This is a genomic window from Micromonospora sp. C41 (genome assembly GCF_018070485.1).
Classification (GTDB): Bacteria; Actinomycetota; Actinomycetes; order Mycobacteriales; family Micromonosporaceae; genus Micromonospora; species Micromonospora chalcea.
In genome coordinates this window covers 1-23,500 of sequence record NZ_JAGPXP010000054.1, presented here as the reverse complement: position 1 = coordinate 23,500, position 23,500 = coordinate 1, and the positions used below count along the sequence as shown (strand labels likewise).

The window sequence follows — 23,500 nt, the reverse complement described above, 5'->3', positions numbered from 1 at the left end:
ATCATGAAGTTGACGGCGTTTGGTGTCAGATTTGTCGCCGCCAACCTCATGATCGACGCGGGCATGGGGGCGTGCCGGACAGGTGTGTGGGCGGGCTGGACGGGGCAGGCCGGAGGGGTGTGGGCCGGACGGGTGCCGGCGGGGACGGGTGTGGGCGGGGACGGATGGGGAATGCGGGCCGGGTTTCCGGCCGGGCCGTCGGCCAGGGGCCGACCGGTGGGAGCGCGATGACGGAGGAGCGGCGGGTCGATCCCGGTGGCGCGGCCGACCCCGAACGCGCGGCCGAATCCTTCCGCGCGGCCGAATCTGAACGCGCGGCCGAATCTGAACGGGCGGCCGGCCCTGCCGTCGGGGCGCGCTCCGGGCGTACCCGGTGGTGGTCGCGTGGAATCCGGGTCGTCCGCGGGGTGCCCGAGCCGTGGGGATTCGTGTTCGCCGTCTTCGTCGGCTCGAAGCTCGTGCTCAGCCTGCTCGGCGTGCTGGTGCTGGCCGCCTGGGACGGGGTGCCCGGCGCGCCGCCGGCCGGCGAGACCGGGATGCGGGAGCAGCAGGACGCGATCTCGTCGCACCGCTGGTTCTCGCTCTGGTTCGCCTGGGACTCGTTCCTCTACGAGCACCTGGCCCGGCTGCCACTGGACCGGCCGTGGCCGGACTTCGGCTTCCCGCTGCTCTATCCGTTCCTGGCCCGGCCGCTCGCGCCGCTGCTCGGCGGTCACACCGCCTGGGCTCTGCTGCTGGTCAGCAACGTGGCGCTGGTGGTGCAGCTCTACTTCGCGTACCGGCTGGGGGGCCGGCTGCTCGGCGGCGCCGCACCGGCCGACGGCCGGCGAGCGGTCCGGTACCTGCTGCTCCTGCCGACGGCGTTCCTGTTCCAGGCGGCGCTCACCGAGTCCCTGTTCGTCTGCCTGGCGCTGGCCACCTTCTGGTACGCCGAACGACGCCGCTGGCTGGTCGTCGGCGTGGTCGGCTACTTCCTGGCGATGAGCCGCTCCGTCGGCTTCCTCGTGGTGGCGCCGCTGGCGCTGGTGCTGCTCCGCCAGCACGGCTGGCGGGCCGGCCCGCGCGCGTGGCCGCGACTGCTGCGCGAGGGCTGGCCGCTGGTGCTGGTGCCGGCGGGCTGGCTGACGTTCATGGCGTTCTGCCGCTGGCAGAGCGGGGACTGGTTCGCCTACCAGCACGCGCAGGAGACCGGCTGGGCGATCCGGTTGCAGAACCCCGTCGCGACGGCGGTGTCCGCGCTGACCGGCGGCAACTCGGCCGACGCGCTGCGGGTGTGGATCGCGGTGGCGACGCTGGTGGTGGCGGTCGTCGGGCTGCGCCGCCGGGCCGACTGGCCGTACCTGGTCTACACGCTCGTCGTGGTGCTGGTGCCACTGTCGATGGGGCCGCCGGTGTACAAGAGCCTCCTGCGCTACCTGCTCGCCGCGTTCCCGGTCGCGTTCGTGCTGGCCCGCTGGGCTCGCCGGCCCGGCCTCGACGGCTGGCTCACCGCCGCGCTGGCGCTGCTGCAGGGCGCGTTGTTCGCGGTCTGGCTCACCTACTGGACCCACCTGATCATCTGACGACCGCCCCGGCCCGCCGCCCCGTCGTCCGGCGCTCCGCCCGGGCGGACCGCAGAATGGGCTGATGACCGATCGGCGGGTGACCCTGGACGACCTCGGCGCCTGGTTGATCAAGGGCAACGCGGACGCGGTGGACCTTACGGCCCGCTTCGCCGCCGACCCGCGCGTCACCGGCTGGTGCGTCCGCCCCGGCTACCGGGTACGCCTGATGCGCGTCGGCCAGCCGGTGGTGTTCTGGGCCAGCGGCAGCCGGGGCCGGACGCCGTACGGCGTCTGGGGCGTCGGGCGGATCGCCGCCCCGCCGCAGCCCGGCGCGCCGGGCGAGCCGTGGACCGCGCCGCTGGACCTGACGATCCTGGACGAGCCACTGCGGGTACGCCGCGAGGTGCTGCGCGCCGACCCGCGGCTGGCCGGGGCCGAGGTGCTCCGGCAGCCGCAGGCGGCGAATCCCTCGTACCTGACCGTGGCGCAGTTCGACGCGCTGTGCGCCTACCTGCCCGGCGACGGGGGCGGCTGACTCAGGCGGCCAGGGCGGCGGCGAGCCGCCGGGCCTCGGCGACCAGCCGGCTGCTGCCGCCCCGGGCCACCACGTCGGCCAGCCCTGGTACCTCGATCCGGACGCCCGTCGCGGTCGCCGCCTCCGCCGCCAGCGCGAGCAGGTCCGGCGTGCCCCGCGGTGGCGTCGGCCCGGCCAGCAGCGGCGGCAACGCCGCGGCGAGCAGCCGCCAGACGCTCAGCCGGGCGCCCGCCGCCAGCGCGTCCCGCAGCGGCGTGACGGCCCGGGTGAGGATCACCTGCCCCTGCGCCCCCATCTCGCCCAGATGCCCGCCCACCGCCGGCGCGTTCAGGTCACCGGCGGCGGCCAGGATCAGCAGCGCGTCGAGCGCGGCCACCCGGTCCGCCTCGTGCCGGGCGCACAGCCCGTACGCCACGGCCAGGTCCAGCGCGGGCCCGCCCGCACCAGTGCACTCGGCGAGCGCCAGCAGGACCGGCCCACGCCCGGCGAAGTCCTCCTGGGCGGCCATGGCCAGCTCGGGAAGGACCTGGGCGGCGACCACGCCCCGGTGGCCGGGCAGGACGGCCGGCCACAGGTGCCCGGCGTCGAAGATCCGGCGGCCGATCGCCGCCGGCCGCACAGTGAGCAGGCCGAACCGGTCGTCCACGTCGGCCGGTGGGGTGAGCGCGACGAGCCGCCGTCGTTCCGGTAACTGGTCGTAGCTCCAGTCGTAGCGGCCGGACCGGTCCCGCCGGCCCACCGTCACCACCTCCTGCACCGGCGCCGGCACGCCACCGCCGCGCAGCCAGGCCGCCAGCTCGACGCCGCCCGGCGTGCCGAGCGCCTCGGCGCGGGCCGCAAGCGGCTCGTCGACCCCGGCCGGCAGGCGCAACAACGCCTGCGTGTAGTCCCACCTCCAGTACGGCCGGTCGCCGAGCGCCGCCAGCCGATCGTAGAGCACCTGCGGTTCGACCGCCCCGGTGGCCGAGGTGGGCGCGGACAACAACCCTGGATCGTCACGGCCGTCCAGGCGCTGCCCGGCCTCGGCCAGCCGGAGGCGGTATAGCCACATCGGCGCGGGGCGGCCGGAGGCCACCGCGGCAGGCCCGCCACCAGCCGTAGCCAGCGTCGAGGCCCAGCCGTCGCGGCGCCGGGTGGCGTCCCCGATACGCGCGACGAACAGCAGCAGCCGGTCGATCTCGAACGAGGGGTCGGACCGGGCCCAGATGTGCTCGTACTCGGCCACCTGCTCCCGGCGCAGCACCGGCGCCAGCGCGACCTCGAGACGGTCGCGGTCACGGGTGCCCAGCCGCAGCAGCCCGTCCATGACCCGTTCCAGCACCGAGGCCGGCCACAGTCCGCGCAGTGTCGCCGCCACCTCCTCCACCAGCTCGTCCACGTCGGCGATCGGCGGTGGCGCGGCCGGCGCCGGCAGCGGCGGCGGCAGGTCGTCACGAGGCTCGGCCACGGTGGCGACCGCCTCTGGCCGGTGACCGTGCCGCGCCGCCAGCGCCAGCGCGCGCTCGCGCAGTCCGGCGTCCGGGTGACCGGCCGCCACGGCGAGCACCGCGCCGACCTCCGTGGCCTGATCCGGGTGCTGCCGGGCCAGCCGGTCGAGCCAGGTCAACTGTGCCCGGACCAGCGCCTTCTCCGGCCGGGCCAGCACCGTCCGGGCGGTTTCCCACAGCGCCTCCGGCTCGGCGGCGTCACCGGCCTCCCGCAGCGTCCGCTGGGCGGCGCGGGCCACCGGCCCCGGCCCGTCGGCGAGCAGCCGCAGGTAGGCGCTCGACCGCACCGCCACCTCGTCCGGAGTCGGCGCGAGCAGGTCGTGCAGGGCCAGGAACGGGCGCAGCGCCGCCGGCCGGTCGCCGCGCAGCAGCCGGCCGAGCACGCCGTTGAGCAGGGCAGCGCGGTCGAGCCGGCCCTCCGCCGCCAGCGCCGCCAGCGCACGGGGCAGGGCATCCGCGTCCGTGCCCGCGCCGTCGCCGCGGGCCAGTTCGGTGCCCACGCCGTCCACCTCGAACAGGCGCGGCAGCAGCGCGTCCAGGAACGGGTCCGCCCGCAGCCGGTCCACGGTCGGCAGGCGCGTCCCGCGCGGGGCCGGCCAGCCCTGCGCGGCGGCCCAGCCACGCACGAAGTCGTCAGCGGTCGGCGGCGGCGCCTTCTCCGCCAGCAGGAGACCGGCGACGAACCGCCAGCCCGCGAGCATCCGGTCCCGGGGCAGCCGGTCGGCCAGCTTGTACGCCACGTCCGCCAGCCAGGTCACCCCGCGTTCCCGGGCCACGTCGACCACCGGCGCGGCGTCGACGCCGCTCAGCCAGACCGAGCGGCGGCCGAGCAGCGCGGCCACCTTCGTCGGCGTGCTCAGCGTCCCCACCGCTGCGACCGCCAGCGTCGCCGCCTCGCCCTGCCACCACCAGGCGTCCCGCCTGCGGCGCACGTCGGCGACCAGTTCGTCGCCGAGCGCCCGCCGGGCCGGCTCGTCCAACCCGGCCAGGGCGGAGCGGACCTCGGACATCCTGCCGCGCACCACCGCCTCGACGAACCCGGTCACGACAGCACCTCCACCGGCGCCGCGACCATCGACACGGCCAGCGCGTGCCGGCACGGCCCCCGCTGCCCGCGGTGCCGCGCCCACCAGCGACAGGTGCAGGAGTATGCGCCGTCCGGGTGGCGGCGCACCCGGTAGACCTCGGCGTCGGTGCGTACCGTCGCGTCCTCGCCGTCGCGCTCGACCGCGCCGCGCTCGACCAGCGCCCGCGCGCCGAGCAGCCGCGGGTTGTCCCGCTCCGCGCGGCCCGCGTCGTAGGGCATCACCCGGTGGAAGTACGCCCCGTCCGCCACGTCGTACCCGACCCGCCCGGCGGTGCCCAGCTGGGCGAGCGCGGCACGCACCCGCCCGTCGGGCAGCGCGGCGGCGTCGGCCAGCGCGGCCACGTCGATCGTCGGATCCCAGTTGAGCAGCGCGCCCACCAGTTCCGCGTCGTCCACCACGTCGTCACCGGCGAGCGCCGCCAGCGCCGCGCCCTCGCCGGAGAACCCCCGGTACGGCTCGGGGGACAGCGTCAGCGACACCCGCAGCGCCCCGGTGTCCAGCTCCCACGTGCTCGGCACGGCCGGCGATCCGGCGCGCACCGCCGGGCCGTACACCCGCAGCGTGCGGGCGTGGCGCAGCACGCCGCGCAGCGCCGCCAGCCGGCCCGCGCCGGCCAGGCAGACCGCGCCCGGCGCCGGCCGGGAGGTCAGCCGCAGCGTACGCCCGGCGGGCACCGCCCACAGCACGCTGCGGTCCGTCGCGGCGGGCAGCCGGCGCAGGAACGCCGCCGCCTCCGTCGCCGGGATCTCGGCGCGCGGCTCGAAGCCGGCGGTGAGCACGTGCACCTCGGCGAAGCCGCGCAGCCAGCGTCCGGGCAGCGGCACCTTCCGCTCGACCACCGAGCCGTCCATGGTGGAGACGGTCAGGTCGTCCGGGCCGACCGCCACGTGCAGCGGCTCGATGCCGCCCACCCGGGCCAGCGCCTCCCGCAGCGGCGGGTTCACGTCCACGTTCGTGGTGCCGTGGCCGCTGATCTCGCCGTCCAGCCCGGCCGGCAGGACGTCCATCCGGGCGTACACCCCGCAGCAGCCGGAGAACGACTCGAACCGCAGGCGGCCCCGGCTGCCGGTGACCACCGGGTCCAGGCTGGCCGGGTTGACCGGCTGGTGGTAGCGGGTGCGGGCCACCTCGGCGACGGCGAGCAGCCCGGCCGCCGCCGCGGCCGGGGCGGTGAGGAACCCGGCGAAGAAGCGCGGGTTGGCCGCCGGGCCGCCGCAGGTCTGCAGATCGAGACCGGCGGCGCGCAGCGCGGACGGCTGAAGGTATCGGTACGTCTGGACGGCGTTCACGGCGCAGACCGTAGAGGGACCGACCGACAAAAGCGCGACGGTCCTGCTAGCTTCCTCGGATGTTCGCCCACGCCCTCACCGACGACGCGGAGCTGCGTCCACTGTCGCCCTGGCACGCCGACGAGTTCCTGGCCAACCTCGACCGCTGCCGCGAGCACATCTCGCCGTGGGTCGGCGCGTCCTTCGTCGCCACCGACGCCGAGTCGGCCCGCAAGGTCCTCCAGGCGTACGCCGACCGGTGGGCCCGCGACGACGGCGGCCTCTGGGGCATCTGGCAGCGCGGCACGCTCGTCGGCGGCGTGCTGTTCGTGTCGCTGAGCACCGCGCGCGGGGTGTGCGAGGCGGGCTGCTGGCTGGAACCGGGCGCCGAGGGGCAGGGCCTGGTCACCCGCGCCGCGCGCGTGATCATCGACTGGGCGGTGCGGGAGCGCGGCATCCACCGGGTCGAGTGGATCACGAAGGCCGGCAACGACCGCAGCATCGCCGTCGCCAAGCGGCTGGGCATGAGCCGCGACGGCGTCCTGCGCGGGGCCGCCGCGACGCCGGAGGGCCGCGCCGACATGGAGGTCTGGTCGGTGCTGGCGCCGGAGTGGACGGCCTGACCGCCGAAACTGTCGTACCCGGACGTGAACATGTGTCCATGGCTGTCCCCGCACTGGCCGACCGGTCCCCGCAGCCGCGCGCCCTGCCGCTGCGCGAGGTCCGCACCCGGCTCACCCAGCTCGTCTCCCTGGCCGAGCTGACCGACACCGTCACCCTCGTCACCCGCGACGGCGATTCCCGCCCGATCGCCGCGATCGTGCCCGCGCCGGCCGCCCGCACCGGGGCCCAGGCGCGCGCCGACGCCGAACGCGTCGCCGCGATCAGCGCCGGCTGGGCCCGCCGACTGGAGGATCTGCACCAGCAGTCCGGCCGGCGGCACGCCGCCGAGCTGCGGGCGCTCGCCGACGCGCTGGCCGAGGCGTGGGCCGAACTCGACCGCCGCGCCCCGGCCGGCGACCCGGCGCTGATCCGGCTGCGCGCGGCGCACGCCGACCTGCTGCGCCGCTGACCCGTGGCGTCCCGGCCGGTCGCGCGCGGGACGCCACGGGTACGCGGTCAGCTCCGGCCACGCTCGGCCCGGTAGCGGCGGATCAGTTCGGCGGTCGAGGTGTCCACGTCGGCCAGGTCCGGGTCCGGTCCGGTGAGCTTCGGCGCGAGCTGGTTGGCCATCACCTTGCCCAGCTCCACACCCCACTGGTCGAAGGCGTTGATGTCCCAGACCGCGGCCTCGGTGAACGTGATGTGCTCGTAGAGCGCGATCAGCTGGCCCAGCGTCGACGGGGTGAGCTTCGGCGCCAGGATCGACGTGGTCGGGTGGTTGCCGGCCATCACCCGGTGCGCCACCACCTCGGGCGCGGTGCCCTCGGCCTCCACCTGCTCCCGGGTCCGCCCGAACGCCAGCGCGGCGGTCTGGGCGAAGAAGTTCGACATGAACAGGTCGTGCATGTCGCCCAGGTCGTGGTTGGGCCGGCTGAACGCGATGAAGTCCGCCGGGATCAGCCGGGTGCCCTGGTGGATGAGCTGGTAGAAGGCGTGCTGGCCGTTGGTGCCCGGCTCACCCCAGAAGATCTCCCCGGTCGGGTACGTCACCGGCGAGCCGTCGACGCGTACCGACTTGCCGTTGCTCTCCATGGTGAGCTGCTGCAGGTAGGCGGGGAAGCGGTGCAGGTACTGCGAGTAGGGCAGCACCGCGTGGGTCTCCGCGCCGAGGAAGTCGGTGTACCAGACGTTGAGCAGGCCGAGCAGCGCCGGCACGTTGCGTTCCACCGGAGCGGACCGGAAGTGCTCGTCGACCGCGTGGTAGCCGGCCAGCATCTCGCGGAACCGCTCCGGCCCGATGGCCAGCATCACCGACAGGCCGACCGCCGACGGCAGCGAGTAGCGCCCGCCCACCCAGTCCCAGAAGCCGAACATGTTCTCCGGGTCGATGCCGAAGTCCCGGACCCGCTGCTCGTTGGTGCTGACCGCGACGAAGTGGCGGGCCACCGCGTCGTCGTCCGCGTCCAGCCCGGCGAGCAGCCAGCGCCGCGCCTGGTCGGCGTTGGCGAGCGTCTCCTGGGTGGAGAACGTCTTGGAGACCACCACGAATAGCGTGCTCGCCGGGTCCAGGTCGGCGGTCTTGTCGTGGATGTCGGTCGGGTCGATGTTCGACACGAACCGGCAGCTGATGCCCGCGTCCCGGTACGCCTTCAGCGCCTCGTACGCCATCACCGGTCCCAGGTCGGAGCCGCCGATGCCGATGTTCACCACAGTGGTGATCCGCTCGCCGGTGTGGCCGCGCCACGAGCCGGAGCGCACCCGCTGCGCGAACGCCGACATGCGGTCCAGCACGGCGTGCACGTCGGCGACCACGTCCTGGCCGTCCACGGTGAGCGAGGCGTCCGCGGGCAGGCGCAGCGCGGTGTGCAGCACGGCCCGGTCCTCGGTCACGTTGATGTGCCGCCCGGCGAACATGGCCGCGATCCGGTCGGCCAGCCCGATCCGCTCGGCGAGCGCGCCGAGCAGCGCGACGGTCTCGTCGGTGATCAGGTTCTTGCTGTAGTCCACGTGCAGGTCGGCGACCTCACCGGTGAGCCGCTCACCCCGCTGCCCGTCGGCGGCGAACAGGTCGCGCAGGTGCGTGCCGCGCATCGCCTCGGCGTGCTTGCGCAGCGCCTGCCATTCGTCGGTGGTGGTGACGTCCACAGCCATCGGGTCGATCTTCTCCTTCACGACGGGCGGTCGGCCGGCCTGCGCCGGCGAACCCCACAAGCCTGCCACCCGGACCGTCGCGCGCGACGCGACCCGGCGGCGACCACCGTGCGGGCGGTCTTTCGCCCGCCGCCCGGTGGACACGCGGTTGGGACGCCTGTACGACACGCCGAACACGGGGAGACATCTGTCGATTGCGGAACGTAAGCTCCGGAGTCGTCGGCGTACCGGAGGAGACGCGTATGGCAGCGGTTTTCGGTCCTCGGCGCCCCTCGGACGAGCACCCGCCGGACGAGCCCGCCCCGGCCGGGAGCGCGGCGGGCGACGAGACGTCGCTGCCGGAGCTGGCGGACGGGCACTGGATGAACCGCGCCACCGAGTTCGCCCACACCAGCTTCTGGTCGGTGGCGCGCCGGCTGCCCGCCCTCGTCCGCGAGGCCATCGGCCTGGCCTGGGCGACCAGCCGCCGAGACACGCTCGCCTCGATCGGGCTCAACGTGGTCGCCGGCCTGCTCACCACCTTCGGCCTGCTCGCCACCACCGGCGTGCTCCGGCAACTCTTCGCCGACGGGCCCACACCGGACCGGATCCGGGCGGCCCTGCCCGCGCTCCTGCTCGCGGCCGCCGCCGTGACGGCCCGGGGAGCGCTGACTGTCGCCGCCGGCTGGGCGCAGGCGCGGCTCATCCCGCAGATCAACTACCAGGTGGAACTCCGGCTGTTCGAGGCGACCACCGCTGTGGAACTCGCCGCGTTCGACGACGCCGGCTTCGCCGAGGAGATGGATCGTGCCCGGGATCGGGGCATGGCCGAGGCCGCGTCGATCGTGGACCACACCGTGAACCTGGTGACCGGGGTCGTGGGTGTGCTGGCCACCGCCGCCGCGGTCACCGTCATCCAGCCCGTCCTGCTGCCGTGCCTGCTGCTCGCCGCGGTGCCCGAGGCGGTCACCGCGGTCAAACTGGCGCGGCGGCAGTACCTGGCGCTGCTGGCCTGGATCACCCGTCGCCGCCGGATGTACCTGCTGGCCCGTTTGATGGCCGATCGGCACACCGCCGCCGAGATCCGTGCCTACCAGATGCGGGACTTCCTGCTGGCCGAGTACCACCGGATGATGACCGTCGAGACCCAGGCCCAGCTCCGGCTGGCCCGTTCGCAGACCGTCACCCGAGGACTCGGCCTGTCGGTGACCGGCGTGGCCGCGTTCGCGGTCTACGCCGTACTGGGCGGGCTGCTGATGGGCGGCGTGGTCGCGCTGGCGGCGGCGGCCACCGCGCTGCTCGCGCTCCAGTCCGCGCGTACGAGCCTGCGCACCGCGATCTTCGCCACCAACTCGCTCTACGAGGACGCGCTCTACTACCAGGACTACCGCGACTTCCTCGACCGGGCCACCCGGCGGATCCCGGCCGGCGGGCACCTGCCCGTCGACGGGTTCACGCGCATCGACGTCGAGCGGGTCAGCCTGCGCTACCCGGACACCGACACGGCGGCGGTCGACGAGGTAAGCCTCACGTTCCGGCGCGGTGAGGTGATCGCGCTGGTGGGGGAGAACGGCTCCGGCAAGACCACGCTCGCCAAGCTGATTGCCGGCCTCTACCGGCCCACCGGCGGCACGATCCGCTGGGACGGCGTGGACACCGCCGAACTGGACCCACGGCAGACCGCCGCCCAGGTCGCGGTGATGAGCCAGGACTGGTGGAGGTTCCCGTTCACCGCCCGGCAGAACATCCGCGTCGGCCGCCACGACCGCGCCGACGGGCCTGGCCCCAGCGTGGAGACCGCCGCCCGCGACGCCGCCGCGCACGACATGATCAGCGAGTTGCCGTTCGGGTACGACACGCTGCTGGACCGGCAGTTCAAGGACGGCCAGGACCTGTCCGGCGGGCAGTGGCAGCGGCTGGTGGCCGCACGAGGCCTCTACCGCGACGCCCGGCTGCTGATCTGCGACGAGCCGTCCGCAGCGCTGGACGCGCGTGCCGAGCACGCCCTCTTCCAGCATCTGCGGCGGCACCCGGACCGGGCCGTCGTGCTGATCACCCACCGGCTGGCGAACGTGCGGCACGCCGACCGGATCTTCGTGATGGACCACGGCCGGCTCGTGCAGTCCGGCGACCACGACACGTTGATGGCCCAGGGCGGGCTCTACCGGGAGCTGTTCGAGTTGCAGGCGGCCGGCTACCTCGCCGGCAGCGCGGAACCCGCCGCCGACGGTTGACCTCCAGCGCACTCGAACTCCTACCGTGACCGGACCGCGCGCCATCCGGCCGGCGCGGTGCGAACCAGGGAGCTCACATGCGCTATCGCGTCCTCGGCGGCACCGGCATCGAGGTCAGCGTCCACTGCCTCGGCACCATGATGTTCGGCGCGGTCGGCAACCCCGACCACGACGACTGCGCCCGGATCGTCCACGCGGCACTCGACCGCGGCGTCAACTTCGTGGACACCGCCGATATGTACTCGGCCGGCGAGTCCGAGGAGATCGTCGGCAAGGCCCTGCGTGGCCGCCGCGACGACGTGGTGCTCGCCACGAAGGTCCACTTCCCGATGGGGGAGGGGCCCAACCGGGGCGGCAACTCGCGCCGCTGGATCGTCCGTGCGGTCGAGGACAGCCTGCGCCGGCTGGGCACCGACTGGATCGACCTCTACCAGGTGCACCGCCCCGACCACACCACGGACGTCGAGGAGACGCTCGGCGTGCTCACCGACCTGGTCCGGGCCGGGAAGATCCGCGCGTTCGGCTGCTCGACCTTCCCGGCCGAGGAGATCGTGGAGGCGCACCACGTCGCCGAGCGGCGTGCGCTGGGCCGATTCCGCACCGAGCAGCCGCCGTACTCGATCCTGGCGCGCGGCGTCGAGACGTCGGTGCTGCCGGTGTGCCGCCGCTACCGGATGGGCGTGCTGGTGTGGAGCCCGCTGGCCTCCGGGTTCCTGTCCGGCCGCTACCGGCAGGGGCGGCCCGTCGACCTCGGCGCCGGCCGTCCGGCGCTCACCCCGGCCCGGTTCGACCCGGCGCTGCCGGGCAACGCGGCCAAGTACGCCGCCGTCGAGCAACTGGTCGCGCTCGCCGACGAGGTTGGCTGCACGCTGCCGCAGCTCGCCGTGGCGTTCACCGCCGTGCATCCGGCGGTCACGTCGACCATCATCGGGCCGCGCACGATGGACCAGCTGGACGCTCTGCTCGCCGGGGCGGAGCTGACGCTCGACGACGCGGTGCTGGACCGCATCGACGAGATCGTCCCACCGGGCACGAACCTCTACCAGCCCGACGGCGCCTGGTCCCCGCCCACGCTGACCGACCCGTCCCACCGCCGCCGCCCCCTCCCGGACCGAGCCGCTGCCTGACCCCTCGCTCCTCCCGCCCGCCCGCCCCGCCGGCCCTCAGCCCTCCATCTCGCCGATCATGGGGTTCCTGCCCCGGCAAAAGACCGTAAACCGGGCACCCGAGGGGCCGAAACCGCAAGATCGACGAGGCGAGGGGAGGCGAGGCGAGGCGGGTGCGGTGGGCGGGGCGGAAACGTGGGGCGAGGTGGCGCGGGGAGGCGCTGCGGAAGGGGCGAGGCGGGGCCGGGGAGGGGCGAGAGGGAGGGGCGAGGGGGTGCGGGTGGGGAACTGCGTCGACAGGGCAGGGGCGTGGCTCCACACTGGGCGGGTGGAACATCGCGATCTTGTTCGGGTGAGCAAGCGGCTGTCGCTGGCGTTGCGGCACCGGCCCGACGCGTACGGCCTGCGGCTCGACCGGGCGGGCTGGGTGCCGGTGGCCGACGTGCTCGCCGGGCTGGGGATCAGCCGCGCCCACCTGGACGCCGTGGTCGCGGGCAACGACAAGCAGCGCTTCGCGGTGGAGACCGGTCCGGACGGGGCCGACCGGATCCGCGCCAACCAGGGGCACTCGGTTCCGGTCGACCTCGGCCTGACCCCGGCCGCGCCGCCGCCCCGGCTGTTCCACGGCACCGGCGAGGCCGTGCTGGACGCCATCCGGGCGCAGGGGCTGCGCCGGGGCGGGCGTCACCACGTACACCTGTCACCTGATGTGGCGACGGCCCGGCGCGTCGGCGCGCGCCGGGGCGGCGCGGTGGTGGTGCTGACGGTGGACGCGGCGGCGATGGCCGAGGCGGGGTACCTGTTCTACCGCTCGGCCAACGGGGTGTGGCTCACCGACACCGTGCCGCCGGCCTACCTCGGCGCCACCTGAGCGGCGGTCAGCAGGCGGTGACCGGGTGGGCCACCACGGCGTCGAACAGGTATGCGAGGTCGTTCACGGCGGCCCGGTCGGGCTGGACGGCGCCGGTGCAGTCGGTGGCCCGGGCACGCAGCGTGTGCCGGCCCGTGGCCGGCGGGCGCCAGCGGACGGTCCAGCGCTGCCAGGCGCCGCCCCGGTCCGCGGTGACCAGGTCGGCCGGGCGCCACCCGTCGCCGGTGTCCACCTCGACGTGCGCGATCGGGCCGTTGCCGGACCAGGAGCGGCCGGTCAGCAGCACCTCCTCACCGGCCGGCAGCCGGGCGTCCCAGGGCAGCTCGAACGCGCTGCGCACCGGCTGGGCGGTGAGCGCGGTGCCGCCGGCGGGGTGGCCGGGGCCGAACATGCGGTAGAACTGCGTGTTCCACGGCGAGAACAGCGGGGTGGTGGAGACCTCGATCGCGCCCACCCACTTGATCGAGGCGATGCCGACCCAGCCGGGCACCACGACCCGCACCGGGAAACCGTGGTCGGCTGGGAGCGGCTCGCCGTTCATCTCGTACGCCAGCAGCACGTCGTCCAGCGCCTTCGCGATGGGCATCGGACGGCGTACCCGGCCGAGGTTGACCCCGCCGGAGACGTAGTCCGGGTCGAGGCCCTCGGGCATCACGTCGACCGCCTCGTCGCGCAGCCCGGCCAGGCGCAGCACGGTGCCGAGCCGCACGCCCCGCCAGCGGGCCACGCCGACGCTGCCCAGCCCCCACGCCACGCCCGGGGCGGGGTCGCCCTGCTGCTCGGCGAAGTAGCGGCGCCCGTTGCCGGCGCACTCCAGCAGCGCCGCGTGCTCCTCGGCGGGCAGCCGGCGCAGCTCGTCGAGGTCGAACTCGATTGCGTCGTCCCGGGTCGGCGCGCCGCGCAGCCCGTCGCCGAACAGGCGCAGCCGCCAGGTGGCCGCGTCCAGGTGCGGCGTGACCGTGTGGTTGCGGACGAAGAAGCGGTCGATCGGGACCACGTACCCCTGGCCGGCCATCGACGGCCAGCGCATCTCGGCGTTGGTGTCCAGCGGGCGCAGCAGCTCCGCCGGCAGCGGCTTGACGATCGGCGCGCCGGGGTCGACGCCGACCGGCGCGGACGCCACCGCTACCGGCTCGCGCTCCGCGGCGGCGGCGGTCACCGCGGCCATCGCCGCGCCCACCTCCAGCAGCCGGTCACGGTCGACGCCCGGCCCGTGTGCCTGCCCGGCGAGCCACTGCCGGCTCCGGTCGGCGTCGTGGACGGCTTCGGCTGAGGACGAGGACTGACTCACGGCTGACCTCCGGGGTGGGCGACGCTGCCTTTCCTATTCAACCAGTAGGACTTCCCGTCGATCCATAGCAGGTCGGCGGCACGGTCACGCCGCGCCGATCAGCGTCACCACCCCGGCCACCACGAGCACGCCGGCCCAGAGCCGGTCGACGTTGAACCAGGCCCGGCGCAGCACACCGACGCCGAGCACCTCGTACACGGCCACGGCCACGGCCAGCGCGACGCCGAGCATGGCGGCGGTGTGCACGGCCGCCGCGAACAGGCCGGTCAGCGCGCCGGCCGGCGCGGCGGCGAGGTGTCCGGCGTGCGGGCCGCCGCCGACCGCCGGTTCGGCGAGCAGCACCGGCAGCAGCATCAGGCCCGCGCCGTGCGCCGCCGACATCAGGAACGACCAGGCGGTGAGCTGCGCGGCCGACAGCCGCATGCCCGCCCACCGGAAGTGCCGGTCGGACAGCAGCCGCCACAGCCCGAACCCGACGAGCAGCACCCCGCCGGCCACCGCGACCGCAGTGCTCGCCGTCACCGACCGGGTGGCGCTGACCAGCGCGGCGACCACCGCCACCGACGCCAGATGACCGGCCGCGATCGGCGGCAGCGCCGCCAGCAGCGCCGCCCGGCGGCGCTCCTGCAGGCCCCGGGCCACCGCGAACAGCCAGCCCATCGCCGGGTTCAGGCCGTGGAACGCGCCGAGGCCGGCCAGCGCCGCCCAGGTCGCGCCGGTCACGGGAAGCAGTACGAGTCGGACGACGCGTCGCCCCCCTGCAACCGGGTCTGGTGCACGCGCAGGCCGCGGAACTCCTCCCCGCGCGGGAAGAACCGCGGATCCGGCACGAGGCCGCCGTGCTCCGGGTCGACGTCGAGCTTCGCCACCCAGGCACCCACCCCGTCGGGGTAGAACTGGTCGTCCCAGGCGCCGTAGAGCGAGTTGCTGACGTAGACGCGGCGGCCGTCGCGGCTGATCTCGACCATCTGCGGGCCGCCGGCCAGCGGCTCGTCCGGGTACGCCGGGTGCGGCGTGCGGTTGACGATGCCGCCCAGGCGCACCGAGCCGACGCGTACCGGGTGGAACGGGTCGCTGACGTCGTAGCGGATCAGCTCTCCGGTGCCCCAGCAGGAGACGTGCAGGAACCTGTCGTCCACTGACAGGTCGATGTCGGTGACCAGCGGCGGCACCGCCCCGAACGGCTTGAGCAGGTCCGGCAGGTCCGCCGGGTCGGCCGGCTCGGCCGGGATGTCGATCACCTTGGTGACCGCCCAGGCGTCGCCGTCGCGGTGCCACAGCCAGATCGAGGCGGACAGGTCCTCGACGCTGATCACCACCCCGACGAAGCCGTACGACTTCGTCGGGTCGTGCGCGGGGCGCAGCTCCAGCGGCATCTGGTACTGGTCGCCGAGGTCGACGCGCTGCACGTGCCGGCGCTTCGCCAGGTCCCAGAAGTGGATCGCGTGCCCGTACTTCCGCCCCAGCAGCAGTTCCCCGACGATGCCGTCCTCGATCATCGACGGCGTGCCCCACTCGCTGGTGACCAGCACGTCCTGCGTGTAGTGCCACCAGAAGTCGTACGCCAGGAACTGCGGCCCCCGGTCGGCCTCCCACGCGCCGCGTACCTCGAAGGTGGTGTGGTCGAGCACGGCGATGCCGCCGGGTCCCTCCTGCCCGTCCGCGCCGCCGAGCGCGGAGACGTAGATGCCGTCCGGCCCGCAGTGCACGGTGTGCGGGCGGGAGTATCCGGCGCGCTTGCCGAGTTCCTCCGGGCCGATCACCTTCACCAGTTCGGGGCGGCGCGGGTCGGGCTTGGTGTCGAGCACGTGGATCCGGGACGAGCGCAGGCCCGGCACGATCAGGTAGCGGCGTTCCACGTGCGGGTGCGGCGCGGTCGGGCAGAGCGCGCTGCTGCAGGCGTTCCAGCCGAAGTGGTGCAGCTCGTCGCCGGTGTTCGGCAGCTCGGTCCAGCCCACCACCCGGCCGTACGAGTCGGAGTCCGGGTCGGTGTCGAGCACCGCGATGGCGTCGGGGCGCTGCCCGGCGCGGTCGAACGCGGCGACGTACGCGAGCTTCTCGGCCGGCGCGGTGGCGGCGAGCGCGGGGGAGGGGTAGAAGGTCGGGTCGGGGGTCCAGCGGGTCATCGGTTCTCCCTCGCGGTCAGCCGGCGGGTACGCCGAGGCGGTCGAGCAGGTGGCGGCGCAGCGCGCCGAGGGCCGGGTCGTCGGGGCTCGGGGTGGGGCCGAGGCGTACCGGCACCTCTTCGGCGATCACGCCGTCGTCGAGGAGCAGGACGCGGTCGGCGAGCAGCAGCGCCTCCTCCACGTCGTGGGTGACCAGCAGCGCGGCGAAGCCGTGCTGGGCGCGCAGCCGCCGCAGCAGCCCCTGCATGCGCAGCCGGGTCAGCGCGTCCAGCGCGCCGAACGGTTCGTCCAGCAGCAGCAGGTCCGGTTCGCGGACCAGCGCGCGGGCCACCGCGACCCGCTGCGCCTGCCCGCCGGACAGCTCGGCGGGCCAGGCCCGGCCCCGGTCGGCGAGCCCCACCTCGGCCAGCGCGCGGCCGACCCGGTCGCCCACGTCCGGCCCGGTCAGCCCGAGCGCCACGTTGTCCGCGACCCGCTTCCACGGCAACAGCCGGTGCTCCTGGAACACCACGGCGGCGGTGCCGTGCACCGCGTGCTCGCCGCCCGCGTCGCCGTCGAGCCCGGCGAGCACGCGCAGCAGCGTGCTCTTGCCGGATCCGCTGCCGCCCAGCAGCGCCACCGTCTCCCCGGCGCCGATGATCAGGTCCACCCCGGCCAGCACCACCGCCGGGCCGAACGCCCGGGTCACCGCGCGTGCGGTGAGCACCGGCCCGGTCAGGTCGCGCGCAGTCCGCGTCGCCACGCCAGCGTCCTCCTCTCCGCGTACCGGATGAGCAGGTCGGAGGCGAGCCCCAGCAGCGCGTAGATGAGCAGGCCGAGCACCACCACGTCGGTCTGGCTGAACTCGCGTGCCTCCATCATCAGGAAGCCGACGCCGGTCTGCGCGTTCACCTGCTCGCCGACGACCAGGCTGAGCCAGGCCGCGCCGATGGCCAGCCGCAGCCCGAGGAACAGCGACGGCAGCGCGCCGGGCAGCACCACGTGCCGCAGGCGGGCCGCCGCGCCGAGACCGCAGGTGCGCGCCGCCTCGACCAGGCGTTCGTCGATGTCGCGGATGCCGGCGTACGTGTTGAAGTAGATCGGGAAGAACGCGCCGAGCGCGACGAGCGTGACCTTCAGCGACTCGCCGATGCCGACCCAGATGATCAGCAGCGGGACCAGGCCCAGGTGCGGCAGCATCCGGGCCATCTGCACCGGCGGGTCGACCAGGTCGTCACCGAGGCGCAGCAGCCCCGCCGCCGCGCCGAGCACCAGCGCCAGGCCGCCGCCGATGAGCAGGCCGAGCGCGGCGCGGGTGAGCGAGTCGAGCAGGTGCACGCCGAGCGTCCCGTCGCGCGCCAGCCGCCACCCGGTCGCGAGCACCGCGCTGGGCGCGGGCAGCTTCTCCGCGGCGAGCAGGCCGGTGCGCGCGGCGACCTCCCAGGCGAGCACCAGCACGACCGGGCTCACCGCGCGCCGCCACCGCCGCGAGGCGCGGGCCCGGGACCGCCGCGGCGTCGCCCGATCGGGTACGACAGCGGGGATCGCCTCGGCCAGCGCCGGACCGCTCACTGGAACGCCTCGTTGAACCGGCCGTCCACCCGCCCGGCGATGTCGACCGGTCCGGGCACCAGCTTCAGCTCCACGAAGCTGTCCGCGATGGCCTGCAACTCGGCGCCGATCTCCGGGGTGACCGGGGCGAGCGGCTTGGCGCTGCGGGCCAGCGCCCGGGTGGCCACGTCGAGCGGGATCTTCAGCTCCGGGGCGAGGACGGCGGCCCGCTCGGTCGGGTGGGCGATGCCCCAGTCGGTGGTCTGCCGGTACGTGTCCAGGAACGCGCGTACGTCGGCGGTGCGGTTCTTCACCGCGTCCGGCGCGGCCAGCACGTACTCGCGGTTGCCGGCCAGGCCGGTGGCGTCGGCGAGCACCCGTACGCCGGGCTGCTCGGCCAGCGCGAAGTAGGGATCCCAGATGATCCAGGCGTCGACCTGCCCGTTGTCGAACGCGGGCCGCCCCTCGGCGGGCTTGAGGTACTTCACCTTGATGTCGGCGAGCGTCATCCGGTTCGCCTCCAGCAGCTTGACCAGCAGCCAGTGCACGTTGGAGCCCTTGTTCAGCGCGACCGTCTTCCCGCGCAGGTCGGCGAATCCACGATACGGGCTGCCCGCCTTGACCAGAACCGCCTCGCCCTGCGGGATCGGCTGGGACGTGCCGACCACGGAGAACGGGATCTTGCCGGCGGCGGCGAACACGGGTGGGGCCTCGCCGACCTGGCCGATGTCGATCGAGCCGGCCTTGAGCGCCTCGGTCAGCGCCGGGCCGCTCTCGAACAGCGACCAGGTGACGTTCTTCGCGTCGCCGCGCGCCTTGACCAGGCTGAGCCCGCCGAAGCGCTGGTAGCCGATCCGCAGCGGGCCGTCACTGCCGCCGCCGCTGGCGTCGGCCGCCTCGCCGCCGCAGGCCGTCAGCGCCGTCGCGGCCAGCAGCGCGAGGGTGGTGAGCAGCGCGGCCACCGGCCGGCGGCGGGTTCTGGGGGTACGCATGGCGACTCCTCGGGGAGGGATGGACCCGGCCATCGACGGGCGACAGCAACCTACCAACCCGATAGGTTTTATGGGTAGTCTGTCGGCGCGGTCGTCCCACCACTCAGGAGACGGCCCGTCCGACGCGCACCGGAGGCCCCCATGTCGCTCACCTTCCACTGGTTCCTGCCGACCTACGGCGACAGCCGGGACATCGTGGGCGGCGGACACGGCGTACCGGTCGGCACGGCCGGTGGCGCGCGACCCGCGAGCGTGGCGTACCTGGGGCAGATCGCCCGCACCGCCGAACAGCTCGGTTTCGCCGGCGCGCTCACCCCCACCGGCGCCTGGTGCGAGGACGCCTGGCTGACCACCGCCATGCTCACCGAGGTCACCGAGCGGCTGAAGTTCCTCGTCGCGTTCCGGCCCGGCCTGCTCTCACCCACCCTCGCCGCGCAGATGGCGTCCACGTTCCAGCGCCTGTCCGGCGGGCGGCTGCTACTGAACGTGGTCACCGGCGGCGAGTCGGCCGAGCAGCGCGCGTACGGCGACTTCCTGGACAAGGACGCCCGCTACGCGCGTACCGACGAGTTCCTGCACGTGGTGCGGGCGCTGTGGCGCGGCGAGACGGTCGACCACGACGGCGCCCACGTGCAGGTCGAGGGCGCCCGGCTCGGCCGGCTGCCCGACCCGGTGCCGCCGGTCTACTTCGGCGGGTCGTCCGGCGCGGCCGGGCCGGTGGCCGTCCGGCACAGCGACGTGTACCTGACCTGGGGCGAACCGCCCGCGCAGGTGGCCGGCAAGCTGGACTGGATCCGTGGGCTCGCCGCCGGGGCCGGCCGCGAGCTGCGGTACGGCATCCGGCTGCACGTGATCAGCCGGGACACCGCCGAGGAGGCGTGGGCCCAGGCGCGCAAGCTGCTCGACGGCATCCCCGAGGCCGACGTGCGCGCCGTGCAGGAAGGGCTGCGACGCAGCGAGTCCGAGGGGCAGCGGCGGATGCTCGACCTGCACGGCGGCTCCCGCGACGGGCTGGAGGTCTCGCCGAACCTGTGGGCCGGATTCGGGCTGGTACGCGGCGGCGCGGGCACCGCACTCGTCGGCAGCCACACCGAGGTCGCCGACCGGATCGCCGAGTACCACGCGCTCGGCCTGGACGAGTTCATCCTCTCCGGTCACCCGCACCTGGAGGAGGCGTACTGGTTCGGCGAGGGCGTGCTGCCGATCCTGCGGCGGCGCGGGCTGTGGCGGCACCCGGCCGGCGAGCCGGAGATCGAGGCGCCGGCCGCAGTGCCGTTCTCACCCCAGCCGGTTCCGGCCCGCGGCTGACCGCGCCGCACGCTGCCGGGGCCGGTCCGGTCAGAGCGGGCGTTGCCCGGCGAGGAAATCGGCGAGCACCCGGGTGTGCGTGGAGAAGGCCAGCTCGACCGGATCGGTGAGCACCAGCCACTCGGTGGCCTCCTCGGTCGGCGCCGACGGCGGCAGGTCACCGATAGCCCGCTCGGGCAGCACCCCGAAGACCATCATGGTGCCGCCAGCCGGAGCGCCGTGCACCGCGAACAGCCGCGCCTCGCCGGCCTCGGCCAGCAGCCCGGTCTCCTCGCGCAGCTCCCGCACGAGCGCCTCGGACCACTCCTCGCCGTACTCGACGAAGCCACCCGGGAGCGCCAGCAGCCCCCGGGCCGGTTCGATGTCGCGGCGCACCACGACCACGCCGAGCCCTTCCGGCGTGCGGACCGGCAGCACCGCCACCGCCACCGGCAGCGGATTGCGCCACACCGTCTCGCCGCACGAGGAACAGACCCGCGGCCACCCGGCGCCCGCCGGGTAGGCCGCGCCGCAGAAGGAGCAGTGCGAGTACGGGGTCACGCCGCAGCACGTTACCCGCACCTGCCGCCCGAGGTCAGACGTCACCCCCTCTGGCCGGCGAGCTGGGCGCGCGCCTCCATCAGGGCGAAGCCGAGCAGGTTGTCGCCCCGCCAGGTCGCCGGGTCGGCGGCGCGCGGGTCGTCGGCGGTCAGGCCGATGCCCCAGACCCGGTCCGTCGGGCTGGCCTCGACGAGCACCCGGTCGCCGGTGCCGAGCAGGAACCGCCGCAACGGCTCGTGCTGGGCGAACTTGGCCACGCTGCCGGCCACCACGATCTCGTAGCGGCGGGCCGCCCAGGTCGCCTCGTCGAAGTCGCGCACCTGCCGGCCGAGCGCCTTGGCCCGGTGCGGGTGCCCGGCGGCCAGCACCCGCTCGGCGACCGCCAGGTCACCGAAGAGGGTGGCCTTGTGCCACATCATCCAGTGCTCGGCGGTGGCGAACTCCCGGCCGTCCACTGTGAACGCCGCCGGCCACCACTGGCTCAGGCAACCGGCGCCGACACCGCCGTCGCGCTGCGGCCGGTGCCCCCAGAAGCGCAGATACTTGAACGTCGCGCCGGTGTCGAGCGCGGCGGTCAGGTCGGCGACGGAACGGATCGGCATGCCCCGCAGTCTGCCCCACCCCACCGACATCCCACCGCCGCTTTTCGCCCCTGCAACGATCACCCGCATCTCCGCCGGGACAACGACGGATGTCCAGCTTGGGGAGGCCTGCTCCACATCACGAGATGCGAAGAGATCTTGGAAGGAAAAGGCTCCTATGGCGACCCTTTCCTTCCAAGATCTCGAAGAGCTGGACCGAACCCGTCGATCTTGCGATTTGGTGCCCCGCAAACTCCGTCAAACGGACATTCTGAGGGCCCAAACCGCAAGATCGACGAGGAGAGAGGGGGAGGGGAGAGGGCGGGGAGGGGGGAGAGGAGGGTCAGGGCGTGGGGGCGCCTGTGTAGAACGCGGTGACGCGCTCGCCCGCGGCTTGTGCCTCCTCGGCCGGGGTGCCGGCCTCGATGCTTGCCTCCGTCCAGCTCCTGCTGGACTCGGTGACGAAACGGAGGCCCTCGGGTGAGGCCATCCACTCGGCTGCGGCGGCCGGGTCGACGCCCGTGCCGTCGGCCGCGAAGTGGGAGGCCAGCCCGACCAGCGCCAGGTCCCAGCCGATGCCGACCGCGCCCGGGCCGTACTCGGCCCACCGCTGGTCGTCGACGTGCGCGACGTGTTCCAGCTCGAAGCGGGTACGCCCGGGGCCGGCCTCGCGCAGCCGCACCTCGATCCAGCTCACCTCGTCGCCGAACTCCCAGGTGGCGGCGAAGCCGTGCGGCGGGTCGCAGCGTTCGACGGTGCCACCGGCGTTGCCCTCCAGCTGGTAGCGGTCGCCGAGGCTCAGGTCGCCGGAGACCGGCAGGAACCAGCGCGGTATCCGTTCCGGGTTGGTGCAGGCGTCGAAGACGTCGTCCACCGGCGCGTCGTACGTCTGGGCGATGGTGAGTACCCGCGCCTGCCCGGCGGGGAGCGTGCGGTCGCCGATGCGGCGCTCGACGGCGCTGATCTGTCCGGTCACGTCGATCATGGTTCGGTCCTCTCGTCGTCGGTGTCGTCTGCGCGCAGCCGTCGTTCGCGGCGGCCCCGGGCCAGCTCGGTGGCGAGCGCGGCCAGTGGCGGCGTCCAGAAGCGGCGGAACCCGTCCAGCCACGCGTCGATCTCGCGCAGCGGGCCGGGGTCCACGGCGTAGAGCCGGCGGGTGCCGTCGGCGCGCACCGTGGTGAAGCCGTGTTCGCGCAGCACCTTGAGGTGCTGCGAGACGGCGGGCTGGCTGATGCCGAACTCGCGCCGCACGGTCTCGCCGAGCGCCCCGGCGGGCTGCTCACCGTCGGCGAGCAGTTCCAGGATCCGGCGGCGGACCGGGTCGCCGAGAACGTCGAAGGCGTGCACGACCCCTTTGTATCAGACGAGGCTTATATAAGCGAGCACTGACGCGCTGCGGGACGCCCGTCGCACCCGGGCGTCCCGCGTACCCCCGTGGTCAGCCGCCGAGACGAGCGGCGACGGTACGGCGCAGCTCCGGCAGGCGGTCGTGCAGCAGGCCCGGGCACTGCGTGTCGTTGAAGTCCTTGTGTCCGTAGATCTCGGTGGGCGCGATGCCGTACTGCTGGCAGGTGAACGCGCAGAACGTCACCAGGCTGTTCCAGAGCGCCTGGGGCGGCTGCACATCCAGGTAGATGCCGTCGTTCTCGATGCCGATGGCCTGGCTGTTCTGCCCGACGCAGTGCGCGCCCTGCACCATGGTCTGGCCGTGCAGCAGCGCGTAGAGGCTGCCGTGCCGGCCCTCGGTCAGGTAGCCGCCCCGGCTGTTGGTGAAGTGCTGCCCGGAGTCGAGCCAGCCGTTGCCGTCCATGTGCAGGTTCTGGATGTCGCGGGAGTTCCGGTACGCCTGGGCGAGGCTGTAGTCGGTGGTGTTCGGGAACGCGGTGTGGTGCACGATGATCTTGTTGGGCCGGCTGGCCACCACGCTCACCGGCGACGAGGGCGGGCGGGCGCCCCAGGTCGCGCAGTTGGCGATGGTCGGCTGGTCGACCCGGGTGGCAGCGGCCCGCGCGTCGGGGCCGGAGCCGATCTGGGTCAGCGCGCCGACGCCGGCGGCGGCGCCGAGCAGGACCGCGCCGCGCAGCACGGTCCGCCGGTGGACGGGAACAGACATCGCAGCCTCCTCGTGGGGTGAGGTACGGCCGGGGTCAGCAGGGTCCGTTGCAGGCCAGCACGCGCAGCCGGTCCAGCGAGCCGTTCCACACGTTCTGGTCACCGGGGAAGACCCCGGAGGAGGACCACTGCCAGAACGAGTACGTGCCCCAGC

Annotated in this window: 22 protein-coding genes; 8 read left to right on the top strand and 14 right to left on the bottom strand. The window is 74.4% G+C overall.

All coding sequences use genetic code 11. The features are described 5' to 3' along the window. Nucleotides 1-407: 407 nt before the first annotated feature. Both KBX43_RS30550 and KBX43_RS30545 read left to right on the top strand, forming a co-directional pair. A complete protein-coding gene (locus KBX43_RS30550; RefSeq protein ID WP_307851635.1) occupies nucleotides 408-1,562 on the top strand; it encodes a hypothetical protein in 1,155 nt (384 codons plus the stop codon). Nucleotides 1,563-1,626: 64 nt separating this feature from the next. Then, a complete protein-coding gene (locus KBX43_RS30545; RefSeq protein ID WP_210888534.1) occupies nucleotides 1,627-2,079 on the top strand; it encodes a hypothetical protein in 453 nt (150 codons plus the stop codon). Between the two features lies 1 nt (nucleotide 2,080). Here the strand turns inward: KBX43_RS30545 and KBX43_RS30540 are convergent, their stop codons facing one another. Continuing rightward, nucleotides 2,081-4,612 (bottom strand): DUF6493 family protein, encoded by a 2,532-nt coding sequence (locus KBX43_RS30540; RefSeq protein ID WP_210888533.1) that lies wholly within the window; start codon nucleotides 4,610-4,612, stop codon nucleotides 2,081-2,083. After that, entirely contained in the window at nucleotides 4,609-5,943 is a 1,335-nt protein-coding gene (locus KBX43_RS30535; RefSeq protein WP_210888531.1) for an SWIM zinc finger family protein, read from the bottom strand. Before KBX43_RS30535 ends, KBX43_RS30540 begins: the two co-directional genes overlap by 4 nt. A gap of 59 nt (nucleotides 5,944-6,002) precedes the next feature. Here KBX43_RS30535 and KBX43_RS30530 point away from each other — a divergent pair, with 59 nt between their 5' ends. Both KBX43_RS30530 and KBX43_RS30525 read left to right on the top strand, forming a co-directional pair. Then, nucleotides 6,003-6,545 carry a GNAT family N-acetyltransferase gene (locus KBX43_RS30530; protein ID WP_043323469.1) on the top strand — a complete coding sequence of 181 codons (543 nt, stop codon included), beginning with the start codon at nucleotides 6,003-6,005 and terminating at the stop codon, nucleotides 6,543-6,545. Between the two features lie 38 nt (nucleotides 6,546-6,583). Then, entirely contained in the window at nucleotides 6,584-6,994 is a 411-nt protein-coding gene (locus tag KBX43_RS30525; protein WP_210888529.1) for a type II toxin-antitoxin system Phd/YefM family antitoxin, read from the top strand. A gap of 47 nt (nucleotides 6,995-7,041) precedes the next feature. On the opposite strand, the gene pgi is transcribed toward KBX43_RS30525, so the two are convergent. Then, nucleotides 7,042-8,676, bottom strand: a complete 1,635-nt coding sequence (gene pgi / locus KBX43_RS30520) for a glucose-6-phosphate isomerase (RefSeq protein ID WP_166455966.1) — start codon at nucleotides 8,674-8,676, stop codon at nucleotides 7,042-7,044. 242 nt (nucleotides 8,677-8,918) lie between these two features. On the opposite strand from pgi, the gene KBX43_RS30515 reads away from it, so the two are divergent. From KBX43_RS30515 to KBX43_RS30505, 3 genes are all read left to right on the top strand, one after another. Beyond that, nucleotides 8,919-10,889 (top strand): ABC transporter ATP-binding protein, encoded by a 1,971-nt coding sequence (locus tag KBX43_RS30515; protein ID WP_209962232.1) that lies wholly within the window; start codon nucleotides 8,919-8,921, stop codon nucleotides 10,887-10,889. A gap of 77 nt (nucleotides 10,890-10,966) precedes the next feature. Continuing rightward, nucleotides 10,967-12,016 carry an aldo/keto reductase gene (locus KBX43_RS30510; protein WP_210868873.1) on the top strand — a complete coding sequence of 350 codons (1,050 nt, stop codon included), beginning with the start codon at nucleotides 10,967-10,969 and terminating at the stop codon, nucleotides 12,014-12,016. A 307-nt stretch (nucleotides 12,017-12,323) separates the two neighbouring features. Further along, the gene (locus tag KBX43_RS30505) at nucleotides 12,324-12,866 is read left to right on the top strand and encodes an RNA 2'-phosphotransferase (RefSeq protein ID WP_210888527.1); all 543 of its coding nucleotides are present in this window, start codon (nucleotides 12,324-12,326) and stop codon (nucleotides 12,864-12,866) included. Between the two features lie 7 nt (nucleotides 12,867-12,873). Here KBX43_RS30505 and KBX43_RS30500 read toward each other — a convergent pair whose 3' ends face one another. The 6 genes from KBX43_RS30500 to KBX43_RS30475 all read right to left on the bottom strand — a co-directional run bounded on the left by KBX43_RS30500 (nucleotide 12,874) and on the right by KBX43_RS30475 (nucleotide 18,805). After that, complete coding sequence (locus tag KBX43_RS30500; RefSeq protein ID WP_113972893.1) at nucleotides 12,874-14,157, bottom strand: sulfite oxidase; 1,284 nt, start codon at nucleotides 14,155-14,157, stop codon at nucleotides 12,874-12,876. Between the two features lie 84 nt (nucleotides 14,158-14,241). Continuing rightward, the gene (locus KBX43_RS30495; RefSeq protein WP_113972892.1) at nucleotides 14,242-14,880 is read right to left on the bottom strand and encodes a hypothetical protein; all 639 of its coding nucleotides are present in this window, start codon (nucleotides 14,878-14,880) and stop codon (nucleotides 14,242-14,244) included. Beyond that, nucleotides 14,877-16,283: a selenium-binding family protein gene (locus tag KBX43_RS30490; protein ID WP_210888525.1), complete on the bottom strand. Its 1,407-nt coding sequence runs from the start codon at nucleotides 16,281-16,283 to the stop codon at nucleotides 14,877-14,879. Before KBX43_RS30490 ends, KBX43_RS30495 begins: the two co-directional genes overlap by 4 nt. Nucleotides 16,284-16,299: 16 nt before the next feature. After that, on the bottom strand, nucleotides 16,300-17,025 hold the full coding sequence (locus KBX43_RS30485; protein ID WP_166455961.1) for an ABC transporter ATP-binding protein: 726 nt from the start codon (nucleotides 17,023-17,025) through the stop codon (nucleotides 16,300-16,302). Then, nucleotides 16,998-17,834, bottom strand: coding sequence for an ABC transporter permease (locus tag KBX43_RS30480; RefSeq protein ID WP_043323484.1), 837 nt, complete (start codon nucleotides 17,832-17,834; stop codon nucleotides 16,998-17,000). The genes KBX43_RS30485 and KBX43_RS30480 overlap by 28 nt, the downstream gene beginning before the upstream one ends. Further along, entirely contained in the window at nucleotides 17,831-18,805 is a 975-nt protein-coding gene (locus tag KBX43_RS30475) for a sulfonate ABC transporter substrate-binding protein (protein WP_043323486.1), read from the bottom strand. The genes KBX43_RS30480 and KBX43_RS30475 overlap by 4 nt, the downstream gene beginning before the upstream one ends. 141 nt (nucleotides 18,806-18,946) lie before the next feature. Between KBX43_RS30475 and KBX43_RS30470 the strand changes: the two genes are divergently transcribed. Then, nucleotides 18,947-20,113, top strand: coding sequence for an LLM class flavin-dependent oxidoreductase (locus KBX43_RS30470; protein WP_166455960.1), 1,167 nt, complete (start codon nucleotides 18,947-18,949; stop codon nucleotides 20,111-20,113). A gap of 30 nt (nucleotides 20,114-20,143) precedes the next feature. On the opposite strand, the gene KBX43_RS30465 is transcribed toward KBX43_RS30470, so the two are convergent. The 5 genes from KBX43_RS30465 to KBX43_RS30445 all read right to left on the bottom strand — a co-directional run bounded on the left by KBX43_RS30465 (nucleotide 20,144) and on the right by KBX43_RS30445 (nucleotide 23,347). Further along, complete coding sequence (locus KBX43_RS30465; protein WP_166455959.1) at nucleotides 20,144-20,653, bottom strand: NUDIX domain-containing protein; 510 nt, start codon at nucleotides 20,651-20,653, stop codon at nucleotides 20,144-20,146. Nucleotides 20,654-20,694: 41 nt separating this feature from the next. Then, complete coding sequence (locus KBX43_RS30460) at nucleotides 20,695-21,285, bottom strand: NADAR family protein (protein WP_069088505.1); 591 nt, start codon at nucleotides 21,283-21,285, stop codon at nucleotides 20,695-20,697. A gap of 292 nt (nucleotides 21,286-21,577) precedes the next feature. Continuing rightward, nucleotides 21,578-22,219: an SRPBCC family protein gene (locus KBX43_RS30455; protein WP_210888523.1), complete on the bottom strand. Its 642-nt coding sequence runs from the start codon at nucleotides 22,217-22,219 to the stop codon at nucleotides 21,578-21,580. Next, nucleotides 22,216-22,581, bottom strand: coding sequence for a helix-turn-helix transcriptional regulator (locus tag KBX43_RS30450; protein WP_064445703.1), 366 nt, complete (start codon nucleotides 22,579-22,581; stop codon nucleotides 22,216-22,218). Before KBX43_RS30450 ends, KBX43_RS30455 begins: the two co-directional genes overlap by 4 nt. Nucleotides 22,582-22,672: 91 nt before the next feature. Further along, on the bottom strand, nucleotides 22,673-23,347 hold the full coding sequence (locus tag KBX43_RS30445; protein ID WP_069088508.1) for a peptidoglycan recognition family protein: 675 nt from the start codon (nucleotides 23,345-23,347) through the stop codon (nucleotides 22,673-22,675). Nucleotides 23,348-23,500: the final 153 nt, after the last annotated feature.

Coding starts and splice junctions, on each gene's coding strand:
- KBX43_RS30545 (WP_210888534.1), top strand. CDS start 1,627: ATGACCGATCGGCGGGTGACCCTGGACGACCTCGGCGCCTGGTTGATC.
- KBX43_RS30530 (WP_043323469.1), top strand. CDS start 6,003: ATGTTCGCCCACGCCCTCACCGACGACGCGGAGCTGCGTCCACTGTCG.
- KBX43_RS30525 (WP_210888529.1), top strand. CDS start 6,584: ATGGCTGTCCCCGCACTGGCCGACCGGTCCCCGCAGCCGCGCGCCCTG.
- pgi (WP_166455966.1), bottom strand. CDS start 8,676: ATGGCTGTGGACGTCACCACCACCGACGAATGGCAGGCGCTGCGCAAG.
- KBX43_RS30515 (WP_209962232.1), top strand. CDS start 8,919: ATGGCAGCGGTTTTCGGTCCTCGGCGCCCCTCGGACGAGCACCCGCCG.
- KBX43_RS30510 (WP_210868873.1), top strand. CDS start 10,967: ATGCGCTATCGCGTCCTCGGCGGCACCGGCATCGAGGTCAGCGTCCAC.
- KBX43_RS30490 (WP_210888525.1), bottom strand. CDS start 16,283: ATGACCCGCTGGACCCCCGACCCGACCTTCTACCCCTCCCCCGCGCTC.
- KBX43_RS30475 (WP_043323486.1), bottom strand. CDS start 18,805: ATGCGTACCCCCAGAACCCGCCGCCGGCCGGTGGCCGCGCTGCTCACC.
- KBX43_RS30470 (WP_166455960.1), top strand. CDS start 18,947: ATGTCGCTCACCTTCCACTGGTTCCTGCCGACCTACGGCGACAGCCGG.
- KBX43_RS30460 (WP_069088505.1), bottom strand. CDS start 21,285: ATGTCGGTGGGGTGGGGCAGACTGCGGGGCATGCCGATCCGTTCCGTC.
- KBX43_RS30455 (WP_210888523.1), bottom strand. CDS start 22,219: ATGATCGACGTGACCGGACAGATCAGCGCCGTCGAGCGCCGCATCGGC.
- KBX43_RS30445 (WP_069088508.1), bottom strand. CDS start 23,347: ATGTCTGTTCCCGTCCACCGGCGGACCGTGCTGCGCGGCGCGGTCCTG.